This is a genomic window from Sphingobacterium sp. B29 (assembly GCF_001952815.1).
Taxonomy (GTDB): Bacteria; Bacteroidota; Bacteroidia; order Sphingobacteriales; family Sphingobacteriaceae; genus Sphingobacterium; species Sphingobacterium siyangense.
This window is the reverse complement of sequence record NZ_CP019158.1, coordinates 3,946,463-3,970,783: the sequence shown is the minus strand read 5'-3', so window position 1 is coordinate 3,970,783 and position 24,321 is coordinate 3,946,463. Positions and strand designations below refer to the sequence as shown.

Annotated in this window: 26 protein-coding genes and 1 pseudogene; 14 read left to right on the top strand and 13 right to left on the bottom strand. The window is 42.0% G+C overall.

The genetic code is table 11. The features are described from left to right. Positions 1 to 11 precede the first annotated feature (11 nt). The 12 genes and pseudogenes from BV902_RS27375 (at position 12) to BV902_RS16840 (ending at position 10,409) form a co-directional block, all read left to right on the top strand. Positions 12 to 179 (top strand): hypothetical protein, encoded by a 168-nt coding sequence (locus tag BV902_RS27375; protein WP_157626112.1) that lies wholly within the window; start codon positions 12 to 14, stop codon positions 177 to 179. Next, positions 169 to 585, top strand: a complete 417-nt coding sequence (locus tag BV902_RS16890) for a response regulator (protein WP_075992930.1) — start codon at positions 169 to 171, stop codon at positions 583 to 585. Before BV902_RS27375 ends, BV902_RS16890 begins: the two co-directional genes overlap by 11 nt. A 20-nt stretch (positions 586 to 605) precedes the next feature. After that, positions 606 to 1,460, top strand: a complete 855-nt coding sequence (locus BV902_RS16885) for a helix-turn-helix domain-containing protein (protein ID WP_075992929.1) — start codon at positions 606 to 608, stop codon at positions 1,458 to 1,460. Positions 1,461 to 1,744: 284 nt separating this feature from the next. Next, entirely contained in the window at positions 1,745 to 2,014 is a 270-nt protein-coding gene (locus BV902_RS16880; RefSeq protein ID WP_075992928.1) for a hypothetical protein, read from the top strand. A 187-nt stretch (positions 2,015 to 2,201) separates the two neighbouring features. Beyond that, positions 2,202 to 2,645 carry a hypothetical protein gene (locus tag BV902_RS16875; RefSeq protein ID WP_075992927.1) on the top strand — a complete coding sequence of 148 codons (444 nt, stop codon included), beginning with the start codon at positions 2,202 to 2,204 and terminating at the stop codon, positions 2,643 to 2,645. Positions 2,646 to 2,993: 348 nt separating this feature from the next. Next, on the top strand, positions 2,994 to 3,644 hold the full coding sequence (locus BV902_RS16870) for a hypothetical protein (protein WP_083663655.1): 651 nt from the start codon (positions 2,994 to 2,996) through the stop codon (positions 3,642 to 3,644). A 263-nt stretch (positions 3,645 to 3,907) separates the two neighbouring features. Beyond that, on the top strand, positions 3,908 to 5,002 hold the full coding sequence (locus tag BV902_RS16865; protein ID WP_172840701.1) for a sensor histidine kinase: 1,095 nt from the start codon (positions 3,908 to 3,910) through the stop codon (positions 5,000 to 5,002). Between the two features lie 132 nt (positions 5,003 to 5,134). Then, a complete protein-coding gene (locus BV902_RS16860; RefSeq protein ID WP_075992925.1) occupies positions 5,135 to 5,911 on the top strand; it encodes an SDR family NAD(P)-dependent oxidoreductase in 777 nt (258 codons plus the stop codon). Positions 5,912 to 5,969: 58 nt separating this feature from the next. Then, on the top strand, positions 5,970 to 6,896 hold the full coding sequence (locus BV902_RS16855) for a helix-turn-helix domain-containing protein (RefSeq protein WP_075992924.1): 927 nt from the start codon (positions 5,970 to 5,972) through the stop codon (positions 6,894 to 6,896). 124 nt (positions 6,897 to 7,020) lie between these two features. After that, a pseudogene (locus BV902_RS28725) lies at positions 7,021 to 8,339 on the top strand (aldehyde dehydrogenase family protein). 250 nt (positions 8,340 to 8,589) lie between these two features. Next, a complete protein-coding gene (locus BV902_RS16845) occupies positions 8,590 to 9,345 on the top strand; it encodes an SDR family oxidoreductase (RefSeq protein ID WP_075992923.1) in 756 nt (251 codons plus the stop codon). A gap of 221 nt (positions 9,346 to 9,566) precedes the next feature. Continuing rightward, positions 9,567 to 10,409: a helix-turn-helix domain-containing protein gene (locus tag BV902_RS16840; protein ID WP_075992922.1), complete on the top strand. Its 843-nt coding sequence runs from the start codon at positions 9,567 to 9,569 to the stop codon at positions 10,407 to 10,409. Between the two features lie 529 nt (positions 10,410 to 10,938). Here BV902_RS16840 and BV902_RS16830 read toward each other — a convergent pair. The 9 genes from BV902_RS16830 to BV902_RS16795 all read right to left on the bottom strand — a co-directional run bounded on the left by BV902_RS16830 (position 10,939) and on the right by BV902_RS16795 (position 18,635). Continuing rightward, entirely contained in the window at positions 10,939 to 13,269 is a 2,331-nt protein-coding gene (locus tag BV902_RS16830; RefSeq protein ID WP_075992921.1) for a hypothetical protein, read from the bottom strand. A 217-nt stretch (positions 13,270 to 13,486) separates the two neighbouring features. After that, the gene (locus BV902_RS28145; protein WP_237241696.1) at positions 13,487 to 13,711 is read right to left on the bottom strand and encodes a hypothetical protein; all 225 of its coding nucleotides are present in this window, start codon (positions 13,709 to 13,711) and stop codon (positions 13,487 to 13,489) included. Beyond that, positions 13,675 to 14,487, bottom strand: coding sequence for an alpha/beta hydrolase (locus tag BV902_RS16825; protein ID WP_237241694.1), 813 nt, complete (start codon positions 14,485 to 14,487; stop codon positions 13,675 to 13,677). Before BV902_RS16825 ends, BV902_RS28145 begins: the two co-directional genes overlap by 37 nt. Before the next feature lie 43 nt (positions 14,488 to 14,530). Continuing rightward, entirely contained in the window at positions 14,531 to 15,121 is a 591-nt protein-coding gene (locus BV902_RS16820; RefSeq protein ID WP_075992920.1) for a hypothetical protein, read from the bottom strand. A gap of 43 nt (positions 15,122 to 15,164) precedes the next feature. After that, positions 15,165 to 15,389 (bottom strand): hypothetical protein, encoded by a 225-nt coding sequence (locus BV902_RS16815; RefSeq protein WP_075992919.1) that lies wholly within the window; start codon positions 15,387 to 15,389, stop codon positions 15,165 to 15,167. 146 nt (positions 15,390 to 15,535) lie between these two features. After that, a complete protein-coding gene (locus BV902_RS16810) occupies positions 15,536 to 16,207 on the bottom strand; it encodes a phosphatidate cytidylyltransferase (RefSeq protein WP_075992918.1) in 672 nt (223 codons plus the stop codon). Positions 16,208 to 16,217: 10 nt separating this feature from the next. Further along, complete coding sequence (locus BV902_RS16805) at positions 16,218 to 16,928, bottom strand: phosphatidate cytidylyltransferase (RefSeq protein ID WP_083663652.1); 711 nt, start codon at positions 16,926 to 16,928, stop codon at positions 16,218 to 16,220. A gap of 2 nt (positions 16,929 to 16,930) precedes the next feature. Beyond that, positions 16,931 to 17,512: a CDP-alcohol phosphatidyltransferase family protein gene (locus BV902_RS16800; RefSeq protein WP_075992917.1), complete on the bottom strand. Its 582-nt coding sequence runs from the start codon at positions 17,510 to 17,512 to the stop codon at positions 16,931 to 16,933. 1 nt (position 17,513) lies between these two features. Beyond that, entirely contained in the window at positions 17,514 to 18,635 is a 1,122-nt protein-coding gene (locus tag BV902_RS16795) for a hydroxymethylglutaryl-CoA reductase (RefSeq protein ID WP_083663651.1), read from the bottom strand. Positions 18,636 to 18,761: 126 nt separating this feature from the next. Here BV902_RS16795 and BV902_RS16790 point away from each other — a divergent pair, with 126 nt between their 5' ends. Both BV902_RS16790 and BV902_RS16785 read left to right on the top strand, forming a co-directional pair. Then, entirely contained in the window at positions 18,762 to 19,715 is a 954-nt protein-coding gene (locus BV902_RS16790) for a hypothetical protein (RefSeq protein WP_075992916.1), read from the top strand. A 141-nt stretch (positions 19,716 to 19,856) separates the two neighbouring features. Beyond that, the gene (locus BV902_RS16785; RefSeq protein WP_075992915.1) at positions 19,857 to 20,453 is read left to right on the top strand and encodes an FMN-dependent NADH-azoreductase; all 597 of its coding nucleotides are present in this window, start codon (positions 19,857 to 19,859) and stop codon (positions 20,451 to 20,453) included. Between the two features lie 88 nt (positions 20,454 to 20,541). Here BV902_RS16785 and BV902_RS16780 read toward each other — a convergent pair whose 3' ends face one another. The 4 genes from BV902_RS16780 to arsB all read right to left on the bottom strand — a co-directional run bounded on the left by BV902_RS16780 (position 20,542) and on the right by arsB (position 24,312). Then, complete coding sequence (locus BV902_RS16780; protein WP_237241692.1) at positions 20,542 to 21,777, bottom strand: RNA polymerase sigma factor; 1,236 nt, start codon at positions 21,775 to 21,777, stop codon at positions 20,542 to 20,544. A gap of 5 nt (positions 21,778 to 21,782) precedes the next feature. After that, entirely contained in the window at positions 21,783 to 22,121 is a 339-nt protein-coding gene (locus BV902_RS16775) for a YciI family protein (protein ID WP_075992914.1), read from the bottom strand. Between the two features lie 163 nt (positions 22,122 to 22,284). Next, a complete protein-coding gene (locus tag BV902_RS16770) occupies positions 22,285 to 23,193 on the bottom strand; it encodes an SMP-30/gluconolactonase/LRE family protein (RefSeq protein ID WP_075992913.1) in 909 nt (302 codons plus the stop codon). Positions 23,194 to 23,238: 45 nt separating this feature from the next. After that, the gene (gene arsB, locus BV902_RS16765) at positions 23,239 to 24,312 is read right to left on the bottom strand and encodes an ACR3 family arsenite efflux transporter (protein ID WP_075992912.1); all 1,074 of its coding nucleotides are present in this window, start codon (positions 24,310 to 24,312) and stop codon (positions 23,239 to 23,241) included. Positions 24,313 to 24,321 lie beyond the last annotated feature (9 nt).

Sequence of the window (24,321 nt, the reverse complement as noted above, 5' to 3'; positions counted from 1 at the left end):
CAGAATCGAAAATGAAGGATCAATTAAAGGCCAAAAGAGAATATATACAGCCTACAATTTATGTAACCAGGGTGGAGATGGAGAATGCTTTCGGGGCTATACAGGTTACTTTCGTAGCAGGAACTGAACAGGACTATTTGCCATTGGATATTTTGCAGAAGGAAGAAGATGGCAACTGAGATCGGAAGAAAAATAAAAATAGCATTTGTGGACGATAGCCTCGTTCAGCGAACGCTCATGAAAATAGTGCTTGTCAACAATGAAACATTTGATCTACGTTTTAATTGCAGCAACGGACTGGAGCTCCTGAAAAAACTCGAAAGTACCGCTGAGCTGCCCGATGTATGCCTTGCGGATCTTAATATGCCTATAATGGATGGACATGAGGCCGCTCTTCATATCCGCGATCGGTTTCCATCGATCAAAGTATTCGGGTATACGACCACAGATAATGTCACCGAACTTGAACGGTTTAAGGCCAACGGTGCACTTTTCATTTTCAGTAAAACCAATCTGAGAATGACATTGGACGAAATTAAATATTGGCTTGATGATGACATCCGATCTCCATTAAGCAAAGGATAGATACATAGCATAGCTCATTTATGGACAGTAAAGCGGCTGAATTTGAAATTATACCTTTAAAGGAATGGCAGCAGAAGCGGTTTCCCCACTGGTATCATGGTCAGGATCTTTTCACTATCCTGGTACCATTTGATGACATTGAGATCCGCCTGGCGAATGATTCTTTTTGCATGGAAGGCAATACGCTGATTTTTATTGGTCCGGCGAAAGATTTTACCCTCAGTGGATCGGGCACTCCGAACGGGTATCTGATCCGCTTTACTTCACGGTTTTACGAAAGGTCGGCCCTGGATAGGACATTGATCAATTCGGGATTATTTTTTGACAGTGAAAGATTGCTCAAAGCCGTTAAAAGCCGGATAAAACAGGAAGAGATGAAGATGCAGATCATGGGAAATATCCAAGGTTATCCATCAAGAAACGCCGCGGTGACTTCGCTGATCGTGCACAACTTCATCGAGTCGGTCCTTTTACAAGGGATATGGGAAACAGATTTCGATAAGGAACTCAGCAGGGGTACGGACAGTACAGTGCAGGGAATGGCCAACCGCTTTTCCATACTCGTACACAAGCATTATAAAGAAAATTGCAACGTCAAATTCTATGCAGACAAACTACATATTACGCCAAGAAAGCTAACGAATCTATGTACAGAAGTCTGGAATAAAACGGCAAAGAATGCCATTATCGACATCGTTCTGAAAGAAGCGCTGCGTTATATTGAACATACGGATCTTTCTATTTCCCAGATCTCCTATGAAATGGGGTTTTCAGAAGAGTCCAATTTTCGGCATTTTATCAAAAAACATTCGGGTTCCAATCCACTGCAGTACCGTGAAAGAATGCGAACGGCGAGCGATGCATATGTGCATTAGCAGCTGTTTTTTTGTGCGGATTGGTGTAAAAAAATACTGGAACGAATCCCTTCGCCCCAGTGTCCATTAATATTATATTAAATAACAACCCGCAAAAAAGTTGTTATCCAAAAGTAGGGCGATAAAAGGTGTGAAAGTATGTGAATAGCGGCAATAAACGTGTAAAAAGTGGAAACCGAAAGGAGTGTGGGGGGATGTATAGCGGACCGAAGAAATCGAGATTGGGGCGAGAAGACAGGGGGCTGGTTCGGTATTGAATGGAATACTTTAAAATAAATTAAGTTATGGAAAAATTTGAAGATCAATGGCAGGATGGTGATGCGGATGTGGGACGTAAGATTAGAGAAGCCACGTTCAATGATGAAGAGATCGGCCGATTAAGGGAGAAACTCAAATCACTTTTGGTAAAATTTGCCGAGCATAAGTTGGTTGAAGGTGAGCTGCATCCATTCTTTAGGGATCAGAAGGTTCAGGAGGAATACGATCATACGGTTCTTCTGATCGAAAAGAGACATGCGGAGATAAAAGGGCTGTTTTCTGTTAAAGATAACTGAAGCTTTTTTAAACGATTTCAATCTGACTCTTGTCTTTCTATTAATCCATTTGATGGATAAATAGTTAGAAAAGACCGGTGCTTCTTTGAGGTTTCTGGTCTTTTCGTTCTAAAATAACCTGTCGATCTATGGGCTCGGCAAGATTGAGAACTTAACAAGCAAGATTGAAAAAGTAAAAAGACAAGCTATGAACGGATTGAATAAAAATATGCTGGGCGGATTGATCGGTGCACTCGTCCTCAATATAGTGCACAGCGCTGCCAAAAGATTTGATTCCAAAGCGCCCGAAGTAGATAAAGTTGGTGAGGAGGCAATGAAAAAAACAGTACGCTTCGCCGGATTTAAACCACCCCAAGGTAATGCGCTGGTAGCAGCTACATTTGGCGCCGATGTGGCCTCAAATGCCATGTTATATACGCTTATCGGCTATGGCGGTCAGAAAAATAGGCTGCTGAAAGGAGCCTTGCTCGGTACTGTGGTAGGGCTCGCAACATTGACTATTCCGGAACAGGCCGGACTCGATGCCAAACCCATAAAAAAGACCAATCGTACGAAGTTAATGACGGTTGCCTGGTATGTTATCGGTGGTATTGCAGCCGGACTGGCCATGAAAGCGATGGAAAAACGCTAAGTTTTTTATAGCTCGGGCTTTGATACACCTTTTTAGGTACTATACGCTACACGGCTATGGTTCAACTATACTACGCAGCTACGGTTCAACTGGGCGCTACGCGGTTACAATTCAACTGGGCGCTATGTGGCTACGATTCAACGGTAGTTAGCTGCTGTGTCGTAGCGCTATTGCATTGCACTGATTAGCCAACTGTTGCGAATATGAATTAATATCCAGCGGATTGTAAATGCGATTAGCCAAATTTCGAACAACAGGAGAAACAACTGACAAAAAGTGTAATTTACATTAATATCAGGTCTCAAGATCAGATTTTAATCGTTTTGAAATCGCTAAATTAAAACAATTATGATGAGAAAATATGTTGGTATAATGCTCTTTTTTATTGCTGCAGCGGGTAGCCTACATGCGCAAACGCTGACGACTAAATTGGTCCCGATGCGTTTAGCGGCAAGTTTTGACCGCGTAAAAGAGGGCATCCCCGATATGTCCGGCCAGTTTGTCGACAGCAAGATGAAAATCACATCCCTGGGAAGTACAGATTCGACTGCCCGATTTGAAATCGAGGAGCAGGGGATAAGCATTGAAACGGTTGTGGATAACGAAAAAGAGTATCATAAATTGGTCACGGCTGCGGCAAAAGATGTTTCCAAACCAAGTATTCATATGCTGTATACGTACTCGTTAAAGAATAAAAAATTGAAAGTACCGCCGCCAAGAAAAGTCTTTTTCTCTCCGGAGTATGGGGTAATCTGGACTTTGACGTTAAAAAAAATAGCAGAAAAGGAAACCGAAGTTGTACTTAACTACAAATCATTATCGCCTGCATTCGCCGAGAAAATCGAAAGTGAGTTTGAAAGCGACAGCTATTACAGCCACAAAATCGTAAAAATCGACGTCAATGATAAGCGAATGAATCACCTGATCAAGGAGATTTTGATCAATCAGATGCATGTCGACAGGGATTATCCAGCGCCAACGTATCCCGCGCGCAATTAATCATTCCACATGAATTGAATTTTATCTATGGCTATTCCATTTCTTTACCTATTTAACTACTTTACCCATGATAAAGTGTGTAAACCTTTATTTTATGTAATTTTTTTGCCGGTAACTGGGTAGCTGGATCGGCTCCTTGCGGTATAATTTGTGTATACGATAGTTTAAAAGCAGTTTATTCTTCCAATATGGCACTATTTGTGTGAATGTATTTGAACGATATTCCCATATTTTTTGATTTATTTTTACACAATTGGTTAATTATGATGCTCAACGATCAGTTTTTGCTGCCGATACTTGATATGTCTCCCTTGGCAACTGCTATATACAGCAGCCCCGATCTACATATAGCCTACGTCAATAAGTCTATGCTAGAAACCTGGCGAGCTGATAGCAGTATAGTCGGCAAAACGTTTTGTTCATGTTTTCCGAGTTTTCATAAAGAAGGGTTTTCATCCATATTGAAAAATGTTTGGAAGACGGGAATCACGTACACCGCAAAGGATACTCCAGCAGATATTGTCTGTGGAAATCAAGTTGTAAAGCGCTATTTTGATTTTGAATACAAAGCTCTCCTGGATGATAATGGGAATACCTATGGCATTCTTCATTCTTCGTGGGACGTGACCGAGCGAAAGCTAGCTTATGACATTGCCGAAAGTCAAAATGAACAGTTGATCTTTAATAGAAAGCTTGATGCTTTTGCAAATACGTTATCTCATGATTTAAAAAATCCATTGTCAGTTCTAAAATTGGGAAATCATTTTTTGAGCAGAAACATTAACCTGCCACAAGATGTTAACCAAAAATGGCTTGAAAACATGAATATGGCTATACAGAATATCGAATCTATACTTGATAAAAAACTCCAGCTAAATAAAATAAGAGACCACAAACCTGTGATAGAGTACTTGGAGATGGATAAAAGAATGATGGAATGGACGGAAGAAGTCAATTTGATATATCCAAATTCGCAGGTGAAATTTAAATTGGGAAAGCTTCTCGCACTGCGTACAGATGCCAATGCTGTTTATCAGATATTTTTTAACCTTATTTCAAATGCCATAAAATATGCGGCACAGACAGCCGATGATTATCTACATATCTACAGTGAGGAGACAAGTAAAGGAATTGTATACTATCTGGAAGACAATGGCGTCGGTATTCCCGATGTAAATCTCAATCTGGAGTTTATGGCCCATGAAAGATTACATCTCCAACCGGATCAGGTTTCAGGAATAGGCCTTCCTCTGGTAAAAGAACTTATCGAGCGTTTAGGTGGATCTATTAATATTTCCAGTAAAATAGGGACAGGAACCGTCGTCCGTTTATTTTTTCCTACAATGCAACTCAACTGAAGTTTGTAAGGATTGTAGGTTAGCCGTGAATTTATATCTACCCTTATTTTGGTTAGAAATATCCTCAATTCAGCTACAATTGTCCGCCCATAGTTGCGGAACTTTGTCCTGTTACATTTAAATAAGTTTAACATGCAGACAAATGAAATAAAAGTAGCCCTAGTTACAGGTGCCAATACAGGTGTTGGTTTTCAGATTGCCAAAGCTCTTGCTGAAAATGGATATCATGTGTTTGTTGGATCACGAGATTTAGAAAAAGGAAAGGATGCCGCCAATCAGATAGGGGGTGAAGCACATGCCATTCAACTGGATATTACCGACAATAATTCAATCAGGAATGCTGTCGGTAAAATAGAAAATGAGTTTGGGTACCTTACTTTGCTGGTCAATAATGCGGCGATTTCAAACGCAGGGATCCCCGGTCGTACAATGTGGGAAATTCTGAGTGCGCAGAAGGCAAGCGTCACATCCATAGCTGAAATGCGCCAGGTTTGGGAAACCAATGTCTTTGGCACGCTTGCCATAACACAGGCCTTGTTGCCCTTACTTCGGAATGCAAAACAATCTAGGATCGTAACCGTTTCAAGTTCTCTAGGCTCACTGACCCTGAATGCAGATCCGGACAATGCATTCCGTAGTGGATTTGATGCCGTATATGGCGCTTCGAAAACCGCTTTAAATGGTGTTTTCCTTTCTCTTGCAAATGAATTGGAAAATACAAATGTTAAGGTACATCTGGTAAGTCCGGGTTTTACAGCGACAGCCCTGAATAACTTTGAAGGTACAGATACGGTGGAAGAAGGCTCACTTGAGCCGATACGCGTGGCACTGGCGGAAGATATACCCAATGGAAGCTTTACGGGACCGGCTACCTATCGCACAGAACAAGGCGGTCAAGTGCCGTGGTAGAATTACACAAAGGAAGACCTGTAGCTATAAGCTACAGGTTTTTTTATAAATTTATTGTATGAAAAAGAAAGAGGATAAGTTAAAACGCTTTATATCCATATCAGAGAGTCACGAAGCTTTTGGCCTACCAAAACCGCAGCATCCCCTGATTAGCTTGGTCCATTTCAATCAGGATAATCCATTCAATACCGCTATGGCTCCAATATACGATGTCCTGAGTTTCTACAAGATCACTTTTATAACAAAAAACAGCGGAAAACTCAAGTACGGCAGGGGGTACTATGATTTTAATGAAGGAAGTATGCTTTTCTTTGCGCCTAATCAATTGGTGGGCAGCACAGAATATAATAGGGATACCTATGCTTATCTGCTGCTGATCCATCCTGACTTTTTCCTGGGTTCCCCTTTAGCCCATAAAATTAGGAAGTACGGCTATTTTTCCTATTCTGTGAATGAAGCGTTACATCTATCTGATCAGGAAAGAGAAACGATGATCGCGATCTTGAATTTCATGAAAAATGAACTTGACAATCGGATAGACGAATTTAGCCAAGAAGTTATTATCTCGCAGGTGGAGTTAATGCTGAGCTACGTAAACCGGTTTTACAAGCGGCAGTTCATTACGCGAAGAAATATAAACAATGATATTCTACTGAAGGCAGAAGCGCTGCTGGATGATTATCTGGATCAGGATCATTCGGTAATTCTGGGAGTTCCAACGGTCCATTTTCTTTCGGAGCAGTTGAATGTGTCTGCGGGTTATCTAAGCGATATGCTACGCTCGCTCATTGGCCAGAGCACGCAGCAGTATATCCACCATAAACTTATTGAGCGGGCAAAAGAGAAATTATCAACGACACAACTTACCGTAAATGAAATTGCTTACGAACTGGGTTTTGAGCATGCACAGAGTTTCAGCAAACTGTTCAAAAAGAAAACGGCTCAGACGCCACTGGAATTTAGAGGGATGTTTAAGTCAAAGTAAGAAGTTGAGTAGCCAAGCACCATAATCTTGTTCTACAAGATATAAACACGCTAGATACTTTTACTTTATTAAAACAAACACTTTACGCGCTATATGTGTTTTAAAATGCATAAATCACCAACAAATGACTACAGAAATTAAAAACAGAATAAAAGAAGTATTCGAAAAACAGAAAGACTTTTTCGGTACGCAAGCAACGAAGGAAATTGCATTCCGTAAAAGACAGTTGCAAAATTTCCGTAAAGTTTTTGCGAGTTATACGGATGCGGTCTGTGAAGCAGTGAATATCGATCTTGGAAAAAGCAGGGCAGAAGCAGAGTACGTCGAAGTTCAGATTGTTCTCGATGAACTCGATGATATGATCGAAAATATGGAAGAATGGGCAAAACCCACGTATGTCAAATCAAAACCGCATGCTTCGGGAGCGGAAGTCATCAGTAAGTACATTTATGAGCCCTACGGTGTAAACTATATTATAGGTCCCTTCAATTACCCGGTACAGTTGACTTTCAGTCCGCTGATCGGGGCCCTGATGGCCGGAAATACGGCTATCATCAAACCTTCTGAAAACACGCCCCATGTTGCCCAGGTGATTGAAGATATTGTTAGCGAAGCTTTTGATGAACAATATGTTGCCGTTTTTCAGGGCGCTATTGAAGAAAACACCTATCTATTGAGCCTTGCTTTTGATTACATCTTTTTTACGGGAAGCCCTAATGTTGGCAAAATTGTCATGAAGCAGCTGCCGAACAACTGATTCCGCTTACTTTGGAACTGGGCGGAAAATCCCCAACGATCGTACACCATGATGCGGATATCGAAAAAGCCGTTCAGCGCATTTCTGCCGGCAAATGGATCAATTGCGGACAGACCTGTGTTGCTCCGGATTACGTGTATGTGCATGAATCTGTGAAGGGCGCCTTTATCGATCAGTTGAAATCTTATCTTAAAGCTACATACAACGACGAATCTTTAGGGAAAATCGGCAAGATTGTTAGCCAGCATCAGATAGGGAATTTAGCGGGATACCTGGATGCCGCTCCCGAAAAAGTTATTTATGGGGGAAAATATGATTTGGAAACGCGCCATTTTGAAGCAACTTTGATGGATGGTGTCAACTGGAATGATGCGGTGATGCAGCAGGAAATTTTTGGTCCGATCCTTCCGATTTTAACTTACAAGAATATTGATGAAGTACTGAAAGAGATCAATAGTAGACCCAAACCATTGGCGCTGTACGTGTTTTCTGAAAGTCAGCAATTTGCCGATGATGTGATCGCAAGAACCACCAGCGGCGATGCGGAGATCAATAGTACATTGATCCACGTCGGATCGCATTATCTTCCTTTCGGTGGCGTAGGTGCTTCAGGAATGGGAAAATATCACGGCAGATTTAGTCTGGAAAACTTTAGTCACCAGCGTTCGATCCTGCAGGTAAAATAGCGCTACTCTTTCTAGCTATCGAAGCATATGGATTGATAACCACGGGACTACCTGCTATTTTGATAAGTGTGATAGCATTGTGAAACCCTGTTTTTTTTGATTGGCAGCTCAATTATTGATATTTGGTTTGAGAGATTCTAGCGGGGTAAAATGGCTTTGAGAGGCCAGAATAAGCGCTGATAGAATCTAAACCTGTAATCCAGCACGTCCACGGCAAATCAGTGGGTGATGGATTCAAATTTTCAAATTTATGGCAAATCAAGAAGTAAATGGAAAAGTAGTTTTGATCGCAGGTGGTGCGAAAAACTTAGGGGGACTGTTGAGCCGGGATTTTGCGGCACAAGGAGCAAAGCTTGTCATTCACTACAATAGTGAGAGCACAAGAGCCGAGGCAGAAAAAACATTGTCGGATGTACAGGCGATTGGTGCCGAGGGACTGCTTGTCCAGGGCGACCTTACACAGCTATCAAATATAAAAGCGCTATTCGACCAAGCCGAAGAAAAGTTCGGAAAGGTTGATATCGCAATCAATACAGTCGGTAAAGTACTGAAAAAACCATTTGTGGAGACTTCAGAGATTGAGTACGACAGCATGAGTGATATTAATTCGAAGGTCGCTTATTTTTTTATTCTCGAAGCCGGCAAGCGGATCAACGATAATGGCAAAATCTGTACTGTCGTTACGTCTTTATTAGCAGCCTATACAGGCCTTTATTCGACATATGCGGGAATGAAAGCCCCTGTAGAACATTTTACAAGGGCTGCTTCTAAGGAATTCGGATCGCGTGGAATCTCAGTTACGGCGGTAGCTCCTGGTCCGATGGATACACCTTTCTTCTATGGACAGGAATCTGAAGATGCTGTAGCCTATCACAGATCGGCGTCTGCATTGGGTGGACTGACCGATATTAAGGACATTGCACCGCTGATTGAGTTTCTGGTAACGGATGGCTGGTGGATAACCGGACAGACTATTTTCGCCAATGGCGGGTATACCACAAGATAACATGTGTAAGCAAAAGGCAGTCAAAGCTGACTGTCTTTTGATACACAGATAACAGAGCATGATAACATAGCACAGCTTCATAATACAGCACAGCTTCATAACATAGCACAGCTTCCAATCCGATGTGGGTTCCAAATAGGATCAGCTTATGATCTCAGACAAGTGAAGATGATCTGCAGGAGGTTTTAGTGCTGATAACTGTATAAACGCTTATCGAGACGATGATGAATAGTAAGGACCTAGAAATAGGGCTACAGGATTTTGGGATTTGTACACTCGCCGAATTCCAACAAACCGAAAGTGATATAGCAAGTGATACTTATTACATCATAAAAATAGATGAACCGATCGTCATTGCTGTAAATAGGGAGTTTTATACGCTGAATAGCGGACAGCTACTATTTGTAGGGCCTAGGAAGCGAATCAAATTCATGAACGATGCGCCAATAGGGGGCTATGTGCTATCATTTACCGCGGCGTTTTATCTGAGATCGAAATCCGACGTGAAGATGCTCAACTCCATATTGTTCTATGGCATTCAGAATGCCATACAGATTGAAGGTAAAATGGGAAATCAGGCCTATTTTGATGGGGCTATTATTGAACGCATACAAATGGCGCGGGTACAGGGACCGGAAATATTGGATCTGGTCGCTCATCACTGTGTCGAGTCAATTTTGTTGGAAGGACATTACAGGCTCTCTCTTCAGGGGATTCTATCAAAGCTGTGCAGTTCATCGGAGCAGATTGTTTTTAATAGCTTTAACATTTTGGTATACAAGTATTATCGTGAAAGTACGTCCGTCAGTTTTTATGCCAATAAATTAAAACTTACAAGCAGAAGGCTTTCCGCGCTATGCGCAGCTAACAGCGGAAAATCTGCAAAAGCATTCATTTCGGGAATTGTAGTCCAGGAGGCTATCCGCTTGATCAGACATTCGAATCTATCCATTTTACAGATTTCTTTCGAAATAGGTTTTAGTAATGTCGCAAATTTCAGAAGTTTCATCAAGAAACATACCGGCAAACAACCCCATTTGTTCCGTAACGAAAGAGATCAATAATTTTGGATATCGTATATCATTTGCGGTCTAAGGGCTGGGATGAGTATAAACCAGACAGACCGGTGAGGGCAAGCAACCGCAAACCCTAAATGGCATTTCGCAAAGACTATTTTTTCAATGAAGCAGCCCCCGGGCTGCTTCATTTGTTATGAAGCAATATCCACTGCTTCATAAAAGGCTCTCGCAAAGCGTGACTTTGCTTTTTCAAATCGTGATTCAAATCAAGTATTTATTTCAATAAATTGATATTTGTTTGCTAATTTTATTAGTATGTAAATCGTTTTTAGTATATTTGTTTAGTCAACGAAACGTTTCCCCGGATGCAATATCACGCTCAAAGCATGAGGAATGTACATAGCGCAAGGGTACCTCAAGCTCATGGCCGAACAGCCGGATCTGCTGCACAACGTACCCATGCAATATATCGCATCGTTCCTCGGCATGAACCCCAAAAGTTTAAGCCGTATCCGCAAACAGATTATTAGATGATACTCTCCTTGGCCTATCTGATGGAACACCGGGAATTGCTTTAGTGCAGATCTTGAAAATTGAATCCCACACGGATCGCTTTCAGGCCAACCAGTCCCTGTAGATCTTCCACCTCAAACTGCTCGATATTGTTGTCTAGTAATCCTTTGTGCTGTAGTAGGTTGATGTATCCCAGGTATTCTGTTTCTTCATGTATATTGGAGTAGACAATAACCAGTTTGCCTTTTTGTGTGATGCGCTCCGTCGAGCCCTTGATCTTGGCTTTATCAATTCGTTTCTTGGCAATCTCGTAGCGCACATTGTAGGAGCCGTCGATATCGAACTGCTTCTCGTCCATACGAAAGCGGATGGAAATGGGGGTGGCAAAGACCAGCACCAATGAGGTCACCTCCAGCTGATGCGGAAGGGCGGGCTGGAGCTGCCTAAACTCGCGTTCCATCGCACACATCACCTGCAGCTGCCACAGCCGTAAATTGCGTAGGTAGTAGAGTTCAAAATTCCGACCGGGAGCGATGGAGGCCCCGATATACATGTTGTGCTCGATACCATCTGTCTTGTAGCGCTCATAATAATGAGGAAAGTATTCTTGGGCTTCTACCTGCTTTTCGTCGAGGATGGCCACCAGCTTTTTGTTGATCAGGGTGATGGAGTTGTCATAATCCTGTCGGGCCTCATAAAAACCGCCGATAGAGAGGTTGATTCGCTCAAAATAGCGGTCGACGGCCTCGGTGGCGACGCTATTTTTGTTGTTTTTCCTGAAATTCTCCAGAATAGGGTGAATATCCTGGTTAAAATAATCGAGCATAAGCTGTTCCGTATCGGTCAGCAGCGCTTGCTGCAGCGTCGTCAGGTTTCTTTCCAAGTCGAAGACCTTTTGCTCAAAGAGCGGTAATCGCTGCGTTTGGTTGACCGCAGTGAACAATGCGATCAGTTCCTTGCTCTGATTCATCAGATCTTGGCGGATGGCCTGATTGCGAGATTCCGAGGAGCCCTGTACGTCAATCTGCCCATAGAGCGGATAAACATGGTCAAAGACGATTTCCTGCAGGGCATAGTCTTTTCCAAAGGCGCGGTCGTTGAGGAAATGCATGGCTTCTTCCTGAAACCGCCATTTGACACTCGGGTGTATAGCGGTATATTCCTTTTGGATCACCGCTTCGATCTGATTTTCAGTTTCTGCAAAGGCTTTCGAGACTTTATCTTTGATAAAGGGCAAGATGAAGTTGAGCTTGTTGGCATTGACCGAATTGAGTTCTCGCACCTTGGATGAGGACATTTCCAATAGACCGAGCACTTTGTCGCCTTCGACGAGGGGAACAAAAATAAAGCTCTTCACCTGTTGCTGCTTGAGCTTGTTGATAAAATAGGCCTGCTTTGGATCATCCAGTGGCAGCTTGTCAATATCCGGTACAACAAAATATTCGTCCTTGGTGAGCAGGTTCTCCAAGGTCTCGCTGCAGAGCATGTTTTCACATTCTTCGATCGTCGAATCGTAAAGTAGATGACTGTACAGCTGTTTTTCGACAATCCGTAAGTTGTACTCGTTCCTGACCTTTTCAAAGGAGGTCAATCCGATGCGCAGATCATTTATTTTATAAATCGACCGGAAAATGCTTTCTATTTCTGCCAGCTGGACAGCACTTTTTTCGCGCAGCAGATTGCTCTTGAAGCTGGATACCGCATTTTCAATGGTCGCATCAAAAAGCGTCATAATGGAAAAGCCTTTCAGGATCCAGCTCTGCTCGGGGAATTTGGACTTCCATAGGGCAATATCCGAAAAGTTGTCGACCAGTTCGGTAATATCTTCAGCCGTAAGATCGAGTGCCCGTTCTGTTGGAAGGACATCGATAAAATCGGCATTGAATAGGACGCGGTAGTGATGGATGATATTATTCTTGTCTGGAATATCCAAAAAGAGGGGGGCATCCATAGCATCCACCTTAAAGCCGTAATACTGGCTGATAATAACACAGCAATTGAGAATATAATAGGTATCGGGCGAGATATCACGAAGACTAAATTCATAGTGATCGCCGGCATCCGCTAATATTTTTTCCAGTCTTGCGGTATGGTTGAACGTATAGAGATGGAAGGGAATGGTAATGGCCTTGATCTCATTATGTGTCAGTGAGCTCGGGAACAGGTCGGCCAGCAGCACCTTGATAATAGGCTCATAGCGCAGCACTTCTTCTGCTTTTTCGACCCCATCGATAAGTTCGGGGTATTTGCTGATTTCTTCCAGTAGCGATCGGGCATAGCTGGCCTGAAAGCCAACCGGCGATAGAGCCGCTGCTTCAAAGGATGGTATAATCTTATGAAAAGCGATCAGAGTTTTAAACGGACTGGAATCAAAGGCGAAGTTAAACTGCATAATGGTTGTTCCCGACTAAATTAGATTATTGCTGGAAGATGTACAAAAATATAAAATAATCGGCGAAAAGAAAACCCAAAGCGGACGGATAAAAACACTGCAATGACATTGGCGCCATTGAACTGTGTTTCCAAATAATGTTGTATGCTTCGAAAACTGCAGTGCAAGAATATGAACGAACTGATGCGGTTTCAGCAGTTTTTGTAGTGCGTATTACTTACATTTTTTGATTTTTTTCTTTTAGCCTTTTGCTTGCAGTTCTGATGCTCTCCTTTTGTTCTTCCTTGTCGTTGATTAAGAAATGCAGCGATTTAAGATAGCCCTCTTTCGCTTCCGAATATCTTTTTAAATGATAGAGCGCATCGGCTTTAATTTCCAGATGCCCCCAAAAGTCAGGTGAGCTTTTTAACGCCGTTCTTGTTCCTGCAATATATTTTGCCATTCCCACAGATCGAAAACATAGCTTAATCCCAATCCAATGCCTACAGTTGGTGTTGCGTTGTGACTGAATCCATCAAGCCGGTTTAGTCTGTACCTGATTTGTCGCTGATGCTTAGTCAGCAACCTGTCCATTTCATCGATGTATTTTGTGATCGAAATATCGTCCCAACGTTTGTTTCCGATAGCCATGTAAAAATCACCTGAAATTGAGTTGTTTCCTAAACTGTTAAGATCATTGAATAGGTCTTTTTTATTGGGCCAGTATGCTGGACTTACAGCAATGCAAGAATTGAACAGCTCATTGTTTGTCAGGTACAGATAGGTAGCAAAATATCCACCAAAAGAATGCCCAATAAGCGTAATTTTTTGTGTGTCGTATTGATTTGCTTTTAGGTGGGGGATCAATTCTTTTACGAGAAAAGCTGCTAACTTTTCTTTTTCAAGAAATTCTGTATTTCTATCGACCTGCATAATACCGACCAGATTTGATTTGGGCATTTCACCAGTTGCGGTAAGGTTATCGGCAGATTGCAAAACAGTTCCGTTTATGTGGGTATCGTCAGCATCGAAGTAGATAACGGTCTTCCTTGCCAACGTATCCGATTTGCCCATTAACGATTTGGTCAGTATGACTTTTCTATCGGAATTAAAGATTTGTGATTTAATTGAAAGGGTATCGGATTTTCCATACTGGGTAAATTGCTGACCCTGTAGGTGCTTAAGATTGCATAGTAAAAATAGGACAATGATCAATAGAGGTTTTATTGTATTCATCATACATTTTCTTAATAATCCAAATTTCATATAGATCTAACAGTGATTAATCCAATAAATAGATCTTCTTTTCTTTTAAATTGAATCCAAGCTTTTTGCCCAGCCAATTGATGCTGGTCTTTCCTTCATAGGTCAATCCTTCAACAAATGAGACTGTAGGATGCTCTACTTTTACAGAAGAATTGGAGATGGATGCTATATGTCCTTTGTAATATTTTGTTTTTATCTCGGGATTAAACTCACTAGCTCTCTCCGTTATTTCCAGTTTGGACGGATCCAATCCCAAGATAGGGATAAACCGATCGCTAAACCAAAATGAATCATCGCCAGCCCCTGAATCTAATAAAATGTTGATCCTGTACTTGTCGTTTAGATATATGTACGTGGAGATATCAAGGGATTGATCGGCATTGGTCGTCAGTTGTATCGGAATAATTTTGTCACTTTTTAGTTTTGCCTTCGGAAAAATAAGCTGTTTCTTTGTGTAGTCTATTATAAACTCCGTGTCGTAAAGCATTGGAAGGGAAATTAGGCCATTAATACCGGCCAATTTCATGTCGAATGTTGAAAACGGAATATCATTAAACTCTTTACCATTGAATTTAATGGTAGAGGATCTATAAAGAGGGATTGTCATTTTTTCACCTGTTGCGCGAAATGCCGTGAGAAAATTATAGCTTTCATTTTTTTTTCAGGTCTTTGGCAAAATCTTCAAAAAAAAGATTAATCCCCCCGCCTGTATCGAAGATAAAATTTCCTTTCTTTCCTTCGATTTCAGCTTCTACTACAATATGACCGGAGGGTAATAGTTGTAATGGAAGGCTTTGGCCCAAGGTGGCAAATGGTAGGATTATGATGGCGATTACGCTTAAATAAAATTGCCTCGTTAATACGGTTTTATACATGTTGGAGTGATTTTTAGAATTAAAGATGAAATGGTCATTTTTAATCGCTTTTGCCAGAATAGCTAAGCGAATCTTTATTTCAATATAAAGATAAATAAAATTGCTTATAGTTTCATCATCTACCTTTAAAACTGGACTGTTACTTATCAGGGAAATAGAATATACAGACTGAGCATGCTACTGACCGGAATGCTTATATTGTCGTAACCGTCTTTGCTACATGCTTCGGCTATGGTCGCGGCAAGAGCCAGGGTACCTATCATGGTGATTTCGCTCATGTGCAGGCTTGGCTCTTGCATATAGTGTCCAATTACAACCACGGTAATCAAAGCGCATACAAAGAACACTGCGGACCCTAGTAGTGTTTTTCGCGCACCGAATAGGCGGTAAGAACCATAAGGCCATTTTTTGCCAGATAATGCCGCCATCGGATCACATATTGCCAAGGTGAGCAAGGGCAAATAATAAAAAATAGCCCCTTTGTCTAACAATGTCTGTGCGAGAAAGCAAAGATAGACTGCCGCAGGATAGGCCAGGCTACCGACAGATTTTCGGTCAATTGCATGGATAGAATTTAATAAATCGAACTTGATGGACAGCAATAAAATCAAAGTGAACAATCCGCATAGGATGAAAACAGACCAGTGGCTGCTGATCAAAATCGGAAATGACATGCAGATTATCCCCGTACCTACATGGACGAGTTTTCGGGTAAACTCTGCTTTGACCTTAAACTGTTGATACAATAGTTCAGCAAGCGCGAATAGCAGCAAGAAAAGGGTGCCTAATAGGAGCATGTTCTCTAAATCGTTTTTCATAATCTTGTTTTTAAAGATAAATTAGTCCGTACATGGCTCCACTGAATATAAAGCTGTCAAATCGATCCAGTATTCCGCCATGCCCTGGAATGAGGGTGCCGTAATCTTTAATTTGACAGCTTCGTTTGTACCACGAAGCCAATAGGTCGCCCAGCAATGCGGAAAAGCAAATAAAAAGGGCGGTCTTTAAAGTTTGCGTGATGGACAGGTCGATGGATGGAAAGAGGAAAAGGCTGGTGCCAGTGGCAATGACCAAAGCGCCAATTAGACCCTCAACAGTTTTATTGGGACTAACCGAGGGAATAAGTTTTCTTTTGCCGAATAATTGACCGCAGAGCTGGCTGAATCCATCAAAAATCACCACCATAAAATAGATAAAACAAACCTTTTCTGTCGATGCCCTGTGCCCGAAGTTTATAAACGCAGCAATAAGAGCGACGTAAAGGACCACTACGGGACATAAGAATAGCAGTGGTCGTTCTGAATATAGGTGGGCCTTGACAATTTCGTAAAAACCGGCTATTCCAATGCAAATAGCCAAAAGTCTGACATAGTCCATATAAATGGAAAAAAAGACAAGGATCAAAATCAGGAAGTAAAAACCCAGTTTTAACCAGCGTTCTCTGGTTTGTGCAACTTGACTATTCTTATTGAGATAGCCTGTGACCAATGCTCCGATGCCAAAAAATAACAACACTATATTCGCCATTAATACATACATAATCAAGCTTTTTTTTGTAATTGGATAAGAAATATACTTTTCAGATTGGATTGCAGCTTCGGGAGAATAATCACGAGGACCAATTCTTCCAAATAGGCCAAATAACTTACGGTTAGCATCAGGTGGAAATAAAAGGTGTTAAATCCGAGTACAAAATAGCTAAAGATAAATATCCCCTGGAGATAGCCTGTTAATTTATAGGACCATAAATGGAAGCTGGGAAAGCGTTTAAATCGGATAAGAGCATAGATCTGGGGAACAATCCACAGGACAATAAGTAGGATAAATTCGATTTTATAGGCCATTACAAATCCTTTTTCCAATGTTATCATGCCGATGAATGCCATGAGGTATGTTCCGATATCTGCGATCGAATCTATTTTGGCACCAAATTCCGTCTGAAGGTTAAATAGCCTGGCGATTAATCCATCGAGAATATCGCTGATCAGGTTGATGGACAGCAATAGGATAAACAGATCCCTGTCTGCCGTTAAAAGGGCATAGCTGATAAAGGGTAATGCCAGTATACGATAGGCGGAAAGTGCATTGGGCACATTCCATCTGTTTTCTTTTTTAGTTTCCATTTTATAGTGATTTTTTTCTGCCTAATTTTTGATGCGCCTGTGTAAAATGACCTGCCGAAAGGGCCGCGGCAATAGATAATTCTCCGGCGAGCGCAAGGGCTGCAGCTATTTCGGCATATTTTATGGCCTTCCCTTCGCCATAACAGTCCATCATTTCCAGGCACTCTCTTTGGGTCGGAAGTGCTGTTCCACCACCGATAGTGCCGACAATAAGATTGGGTAAAGTCACGGCTGCATAGAGTGATCCGTCTTTATTCTGCTCCATTCGCGTGATACCCGTTGCGGCTTCGGCAACACAGGCGACATCCTGGCCCGTTGCCAAAAACAAAGCAGCCAATCCATTGGCATAATGCCCCTGTGCACCTATAGCTCCACTTTGGATAACACCCATGGTGGACGTACGCCAATAGCGATCCATCAGCTCGGCTGAAGTTTTAAGGATTTCGGACACGATGTTGGCCGGTAATGTTATTTCAGCGGTTACCTTTTTACCCCTGACATGATTGAAAGCTGCGGCGGTCGCTTTTTTGTCTCCCGAGCTGTTTCCCTCAATAAACCAGTGACTGGGCTTAATAGGACAAGAGTCAATCATAAAGCGGCAGATGGCCTCTGTGCAGATGGTAACCATATTCTGGCCAGCCGCATCGGCAGTGAAATATTCAAAGGATATGGTTAAATGGTTGCCTTCAATCTGTATGCGGGTATCGGTTAACTTAGCAAATCTGCTTGTGCGTTTGACGATTTCCTGAAAGTTTTCTTTCTCTGCGAGGAGCCAGGAAACGAAAAGACTTAAATCCTTGATGTTCTCAAATTTGAATACGGGGCTTCTTTGAACTCCTTCTTGCAGACAGATCGAGGTAATCCCGCCGGCGAGCAAACAGGCTTTAGATCCGCGGTGATAGGATGCAACCAATGCACCCTCAGTTGTGGCAAGTGGAATATGGTAATTTCCGTTGGCTGAAGTGCCATGAACTTTAAGGGGGCCGATGACCCCTGTAGGGACTTGACTCATGCCGATGAAGTTTTCAATGTTGCCCTGGAAGAGCGATGGCGATAGACGGGTGTCTGTCAAGATCGGGAATCGGCTTGCTAATTCCTCTTGTTTATTTATTACGGTTTTCATAGCTGGCTTTTAATAAAATATGTGTTTATTGTCTTCCAAAGTTATTGTGATAATCGCAGTTAAAATTGTGGGAAACAATAATATAAATTTTTATTTTTGTGATTATCGCAAAATAATAATTGGCTTATGTATCAGGAAAAGTTGATTCAGGAAATACAGCGGAAAATTGATCCTTCGAAATCTCTTATTGAGGTGATTGCAGACGCGCTTGATATTAGTTATGATGCGGCGCACCGCAGAATTTCAATGAAGAGCAAATTTTCAATAGGAGAGACGGTGCAGCTTGCAAATCGCTTTTCACTTTCTTTGGATAAGCTATTTCAGCAAAGTGATCACATCTTAGTAAAAAAAACAGCGGAAATCCAGTCCTTTAATGATCTGTCAAATTATCTAGAGCATTCGTTTAAATCGTTAACGGAGTTTGAATCCAATCTTCAGACCTACCTGTATTACTCGGCAAAGGATATTCCGATCTTTTATACCATCAATACAGGGCTTTTGTCTATATTCAAAAAATATGTATGGCTCAATTTGTTGAGTCCAGACGGTTTGGAATTGTCTTTCGAATCTTTTTTGTCGAAAACACCCATCGATAGTAGAGGCCAGAAGCTTTACGATTATTATTCGTCCATCCGGGTGAAAGAGATCTGGAATGATACCACAATTAACAGTACACTCCAGCAGATCATCTATTTTTCCCAGGCCGGCTTACTGACCGCCGAAAACGGAAAGATGCTCTGTGAGCAGCTTAAAGAACTGCTGTTTTCACTGGAGAAAAGTTGTGTGCCAAACAATGACCAGTACCAGCTTTACTACCATGAGCTATTGATTTTAAACAATAACGTCCTAGTTGGAAATAACGACAGAAAGTCATTATTCGTTCCGCATACGATGCTGGGCTATTTCATTACCAATGATAAAGACAGCTGCCGACACGCTTTCAATTTCTATCAGCATCAGCTCAAAAATTCCAGGTTGTTAAATACGGCCGGAACACGGGACAAGAAAATGTTTTTTAACAAAGTTTACCAAAAGATTGATCGCTATAAAGCACAGGTAAGTGCGGATAACGAAATGTAAGAAGAGAGCGCGATTGGTACATCGTTAAGGTTGAATTGGGTAATCGGAACGAGAGTGATGTTCGGATTGGGTGCTATTTCTGAGAATGGAGTGTCCCCTTTTGTTTTTCTTGGTCGTTAAGTCGTAAAATAGTTAAAACGAATGAAGACCATTTTACACATTACATCAAGTGCAAGAGCAGACAGCTCCTATAGCACAAATTTGGGCAAAGAAATTATCGATCGTATCAGAAAAAAATACGGCTCAATCTCCGTGACCACATGGGATCTGGTTGATACACCTCCACCTTTGTATACCCATGAGATGGTTCAGGGATTTTATACTCCAGTAGATACGCCAAATTATTGTTCGATTAAGTCATTGGCCTATGCGAATGATTTAATTGAGCGAATTAATGCGGCAGACATGCTCGTCATCAGTACGCCAATGCATAATTTCGGCATTTCTGCTCACCTTAAAGCATGGATCGATCAACTGGTTCGTTTTGGTGTTACCTACACATATGATGGCACCGGTAATCGTGTTGGACTTATCGCGGATAAAGATGTCTATTTGGCTATTGCTTCCGGTGGAATGCAAAGTTCATCGCCGGTACAAGACTACATAGCGGATTATCTAGTTGCTGTCTTCCGAACCTATGTTGGGATAACGAAAATCCAGACGTATCGGATAGAGGGTACGGCTTTTCCTAATTTTTCACCCGATTACAACGCGATATTGGCTGACTTTCCCCACTGAGGTCAACACAAGGGAATAAAGCTGATACCTAAACCGTTGTTTTCAGCCCAGATCTCAAGACTTTTGCCTTGGGATCTGGTATCGATTATCACTGGAGCGCAAGGATTTGTTTTTGGTAAACATCCTGTTCAGTTAATGAAGAAGCTAAATTCAGCGCTTTAGTATAGTTGTCAATTGCTTCGACTTGGTCAAGATCCCGATAGAGGTAGCCCAATAATCCAAAATAATGGGACATTTTAATGAGATTAAGTTTTTTTGTTTCCTCGATACCTGTTTCTGTGCCATACACCTTGGCATAGGCAAATGCCCGGTTGAGTGCCGTCACGGGCGAGTATTCGATCAGAATCAACTGATTATAAAATTTTAAAATGTATTCCCATTTCGATTGGTTATCCACCACGGTGTGCCAATAAGCGATGGCTGCTTCGATATGGTATTTGGAGGTTTCCTGCGTATCGGTCGCCTGTACCATGTAGAAATTACCTTGATCGATCATATCGCTATCCCATTGTTGCACATCCTGTTGTTCAAAAAGTACGATTGCCCCATCCTTATCCATTCGGGCATCAAGCCGCGAGCTTTGGTAACACATTAACGCGATTAAAGCGTTGGTCTGTGGCAGGTTGGTTGTTTCATGTGCTGTCAACAGGAGAGCTAATCGTATGGCCTCCATGCATAGTTCTTTTCGAATGATGTGATTTTCATGTTGAGCATAATATCCTTCGTTGAAGAGAAGATATATCGTTTTCAATACTGCGGCTAGGCGAGCGCTTATTTGGCTATCTGATAATTCTTTTAGTTCAAATTTGCTATCCCTTAAGGCTGTTTTTGCTCTAAATATGCGCTTCTTTATGGTTTCTTTATTTGTGAGCAGCGCCTGGGCGACCTCTAGGATACTAAATCCGCATAAGATCTGCAATGCTAAACTAATCTGCCCCGCTATGGGTATTATCGGGTCACAGATGGCAAATAGCATCGCCAATTGGCTGTCGCTAATGGTACGTTGGTCTATGTCGTCTGGCAGCGTCTTTTCATTCAGTTCCTTTAAGATATTGTCTTTGACTTTAAGTTCAAAGACAGCCTTATGTTTAAAGTAATCTTTTACCTTGTTTTTGGCGACAGTGTAGAGCCAGGCTTGGGGGTTTGCTGGGATGCCGGTAATCGGCCAGACTTCCGAAGCTTTTAAAAATGTATCGCTGGCAATATCTTCCGCAAGCTGGATGTCGGACAATCCAAAATGACGGCATAATACAGCCGTCATTTTGGAATATAGGTCGCGAAACAGACCTGGTATCAACTCAGCTGTTGATGTAGGCTTTTCCAACGGAATTAGGATTTTAGGAGCTCACGCACTTCAATACTTCCGCCAATTTTAAATATTGGATTCTGTTTGGCAATTTCTACAGCTTCATCAATGTTTTCGGTCCGCACTACAATAAAGCCACTGACGTATTCCTTTAATTCGGTAAAGGGACCGTCGGTAACTACTTTATCAGCGGATATATGTCGTCCACTGTCGATCGTCGGTAAAAGTGTTTTTCCCTTATCCACCAATTTTTCCTGAGCAGCGATACTGGCCAGCCAGTTCATACGCTCCTGTATTTGTGCTGGAGAAGGCTTGAAATCAGCGCCGGCCTTTAGTCTGAAGATTAGCATAAATTCTTTCATCGTTTTTAAATTTTAGTATTTACCATCAAACGATCGAGCATTACAAAAGGGGACATCTGTGCTGATAATTGAAAAAATAACATTGGAAACAGTCCATTTTAAAACGCTGCGGTGTATGGCAAGTTACGAAATATCGGGTGCATGTTTTTTTCTTTTGCTGGTATTAATCCACTCCCTGGGTATGCATGGGGATCTTATAGATGGCTGCTGAAGCGGTGATAAATAAAACCGTACGATCTTTACCTCCAAAACAGACATTGGATGTCCATGGTTCATTTACTTCAATATGGCCGATCAATAGACCGGTCGGACTATAAATAAAGACGCCTTTGCCCGTTAGGTAAATATTTCCTTGATGGTCCAATGTCATCCCGTCAGAACCTTTATCGATAAGCGCTGTCTGTCCGCTGAGCTTGCCGTCAGATTCAATGGTGTACCTATACGTTTTATTCCGTTCGATATCTGCGACATAGAGGTATCTTCCATCGGGCGAGCCGACAATGCCGTTCGGCTTGCTTACATCATCAGCTACTACGATGGGTTTTTTCGCTTTTCCTGGAGGAAGGTAGTAGACTTTCTGCCCCGCTATTTCTGGCTTTTTCCGGGTCCAATAATCGCGCAGATAAAAGGGGTCTGTAAAGTAGATGCCACCTTTCTTGTCTGCCCAAAGATCATTTGGACCATTCAGTTTCTTTCCGTCGATAGCGGTCAGCAGGACGGTAACCTGACCATCTTTGCTGATTGACCAGATCTCGTTCTTTTCGTCGGCACAGGCAAGGAGCTGACCCTGATGGTTAAAGTACAATCCATTTGCGCGGCCTGCAGAATCTTTAAAAAGCGAAAGTTGCCCTTTGGTGCTATATTTCCAGATTTTGTTATTGGGCTGGTCGGTAAAATAGATGTCCCCGGCTTTGTCCACTGCCGGCCCTTCGGTAAAGGCAAACTGTCGGGCTATTAATTTTAGGCTGTCCTGATGAAACAACTGTGCGCTGAGGTCTAAGCCATTTAAGGAGAAGAGTACGGACAGCAGGAGTGTAGGCCAGTGCCTGCGAGAATGAGCTGAATGGAACATATCAACTAATTTATCAATTTTCTGGCAATAAATAATTTTCTTGGGCTATATCACCTGGCCTTTGTAATATTTCTTTCTTAACCAAAAAGCTACATTGACCAAGGCAATCAATGCGGGCACTTCCACGAGTGGACCGATAACACCGGCAAATGCCTGGCCACTGTTGATGCCGAAGACGCCAATAGCAACAGCAATAGCCAACTCAAAATTATTACCGGAAGCTGTAAAAGAAATGGCTGCATTTTTGGAATAATCTGCGCCCATTCGTTTACCGATAAAAAAGCTCACCAGGAACATAATGGCAAAATAGATCACCAAAGGAATCGCAATTCTGACAACGTCCATAGGAATCTGAACGATCAGTTCACCTTTCAGGCTGAACATGACTACAATTGTAAACAATAACGCGATTAAGGTGAAGGGAGAGATGAGCGGCACAAATTTGCTTTGGAACCATTCTTCTCCATTTAACTTAATCAGGCCATAACGGCTGATTATGCCCATTGCAAAGGGAATACCCAAATAAATTCCGACACTTTCCGCAATCTGACCGATCGAAATATTGACATCAAGACCTTTCATCCCAAATACTGGGGGTAGAACGGTGATAAAGATATAAGCATAGACGCTGTACAATAAAACCTGAAAAATGCTATTGAGGGCGATGAGTCCAGCAGCATACTCGCGGTTTCCTTCTGCCAGCTCATTCCATACAACGACCATTGCAATGCAGCGGGCTAGCCCGATAAGAATAAGACCGATCATATATTCGGGGTAGCCCCGCAGAAATACAATAGCCAGGATAAACATTAAAATAGGCCCTATGATCCAGTTCAGGAGTAGGGAAGTCCCCAGTATCTTTGTGTCCTTAAATACGTTGCCCATATTTTCATATTTCACCTTGGCAAGTGGTGGATACATCATCAGGATCAGGCCAATAGCAAGTGGAATATTGGTGGTGCCGCTTGAGAAAGAATTGATAAAATCAGACGAATACGGGAAAAGGAATCCAATAGATACTCCGATTGCCATCGCCAGGAAAATCCATAAGGTAAGGTATCGGTCGAGGAAACTCAATTTTTTCCTTTCATGTGCTGGGGCGCAGTTGTTGGCTGACATATTTTTTTG

Coding starts and splice junctions, on each gene's coding strand:
- BV902_RS16800 (WP_075992917.1), bottom strand. CDS start 17,512: ATGGAAACTAAAAAAGAAAACAGATGGAATGTGCCCAATGCACTTTCC.
- BV902_RS16885 (WP_075992929.1), top strand. CDS start 606: ATGGACAGTAAAGCGGCTGAATTTGAAATTATACCTTTAAAGGAATGG.
- BV902_RS16790 (WP_075992916.1), top strand. CDS start 18,762: ATGTATCAGGAAAAGTTGATTCAGGAAATACAGCGGAAAATTGATCCT.
- BV902_RS16820 (WP_075992920.1), bottom strand. CDS start 15,121: ATGACAATCCCTCTTTATAGATCCTCTACCATTAAATTCAATGGTAAA.
- BV902_RS16890 (WP_075992930.1), top strand. CDS start 169: ATGGCAACTGAGATCGGAAGAAAAATAAAAATAGCATTTGTGGACGAT.
- BV902_RS28145 (WP_237241696.1), bottom strand. CDS start 13,711: ATGGCAAAATATATTGCAGGAACAAGAACGGCGTTAAAAAGCTCACCT.
- BV902_RS16875 (WP_075992927.1), top strand. CDS start 2,202: ATGAACGGATTGAATAAAAATATGCTGGGCGGATTGATCGGTGCACTC.
- BV902_RS27375 (WP_157626112.1), top strand. CDS start 12: ATGAAGGATCAATTAAAGGCCAAAAGAGAATATATACAGCCTACAATT.
- BV902_RS16870 (WP_083663655.1), top strand. CDS start 2,994: ATGATGAGAAAATATGTTGGTATAATGCTCTTTTTTATTGCTGCAGCG.
- BV902_RS16865 (WP_172840701.1), top strand. CDS start 3,908: ATGATGCTCAACGATCAGTTTTTGCTGCCGATACTTGATATGTCTCCC.
- BV902_RS16805 (WP_083663652.1), bottom strand. CDS start 16,928: ATGTATGTATTAATGGCGAATATAGTGTTGTTATTTTTTGGCATCGGA.
- BV902_RS16785 (WP_075992915.1), top strand. CDS start 19,857: ATGAAGACCATTTTACACATTACATCAAGTGCAAGAGCAGACAGCTCC.
- BV902_RS16825 (WP_237241694.1), bottom strand. CDS start 14,487: ATGATGAATACAATAAAACCTCTATTGATCATTGTCCTATTTTTACTA.
- BV902_RS16830 (WP_075992921.1), bottom strand. CDS start 13,269: ATGCAGTTTAACTTCGCCTTTGATTCCAGTCCGTTTAAAACTCTGATC.
- BV902_RS16860 (WP_075992925.1), top strand. CDS start 5,135: ATGCAGACAAATGAAATAAAAGTAGCCCTAGTTACAGGTGCCAATACA.
- BV902_RS16845 (WP_075992923.1), top strand. CDS start 8,590: ATGGCAAATCAAGAAGTAAATGGAAAAGTAGTTTTGATCGCAGGTGGT.
- BV902_RS16775 (WP_075992914.1), bottom strand. CDS start 22,121: ATGAAAGAATTTATGCTAATCTTCAGACTAAAGGCCGGCGCTGATTTC.
- BV902_RS16855 (WP_075992924.1), top strand. CDS start 5,970: ATGAAAAAGAAAGAGGATAAGTTAAAACGCTTTATATCCATATCAGAG.
- BV902_RS16770 (WP_075992913.1), bottom strand. CDS start 23,193: ATGTTCCATTCAGCTCATTCTCGCAGGCACTGGCCTACACTCCTGCTG.
- BV902_RS16795 (WP_083663651.1), bottom strand. CDS start 18,635: ATGAAAACCGTAATAAATAAACAAGAGGAATTAGCAAGCCGATTCCCG.
- arsB (WP_075992912.1), bottom strand. CDS start 24,312: ATGTCAGCCAACAACTGCGCCCCAGCACATGAAAGGAAAAAATTGAGT.
- BV902_RS16840 (WP_075992922.1), top strand. CDS start 9,567: ATGATGAATAGTAAGGACCTAGAAATAGGGCTACAGGATTTTGGGATT.
- BV902_RS16810 (WP_075992918.1), bottom strand. CDS start 16,207: ATGAAAAACGATTTAGAGAACATGCTCCTATTAGGCACCCTTTTCTTG.
- BV902_RS16815 (WP_075992919.1), bottom strand. CDS start 15,389: ATGTATAAAACCGTATTAACGAGGCAATTTTATTTAAGCGTAATCGCC.
- BV902_RS16880 (WP_075992928.1), top strand. CDS start 1,745: ATGGAAAAATTTGAAGATCAATGGCAGGATGGTGATGCGGATGTGGGA.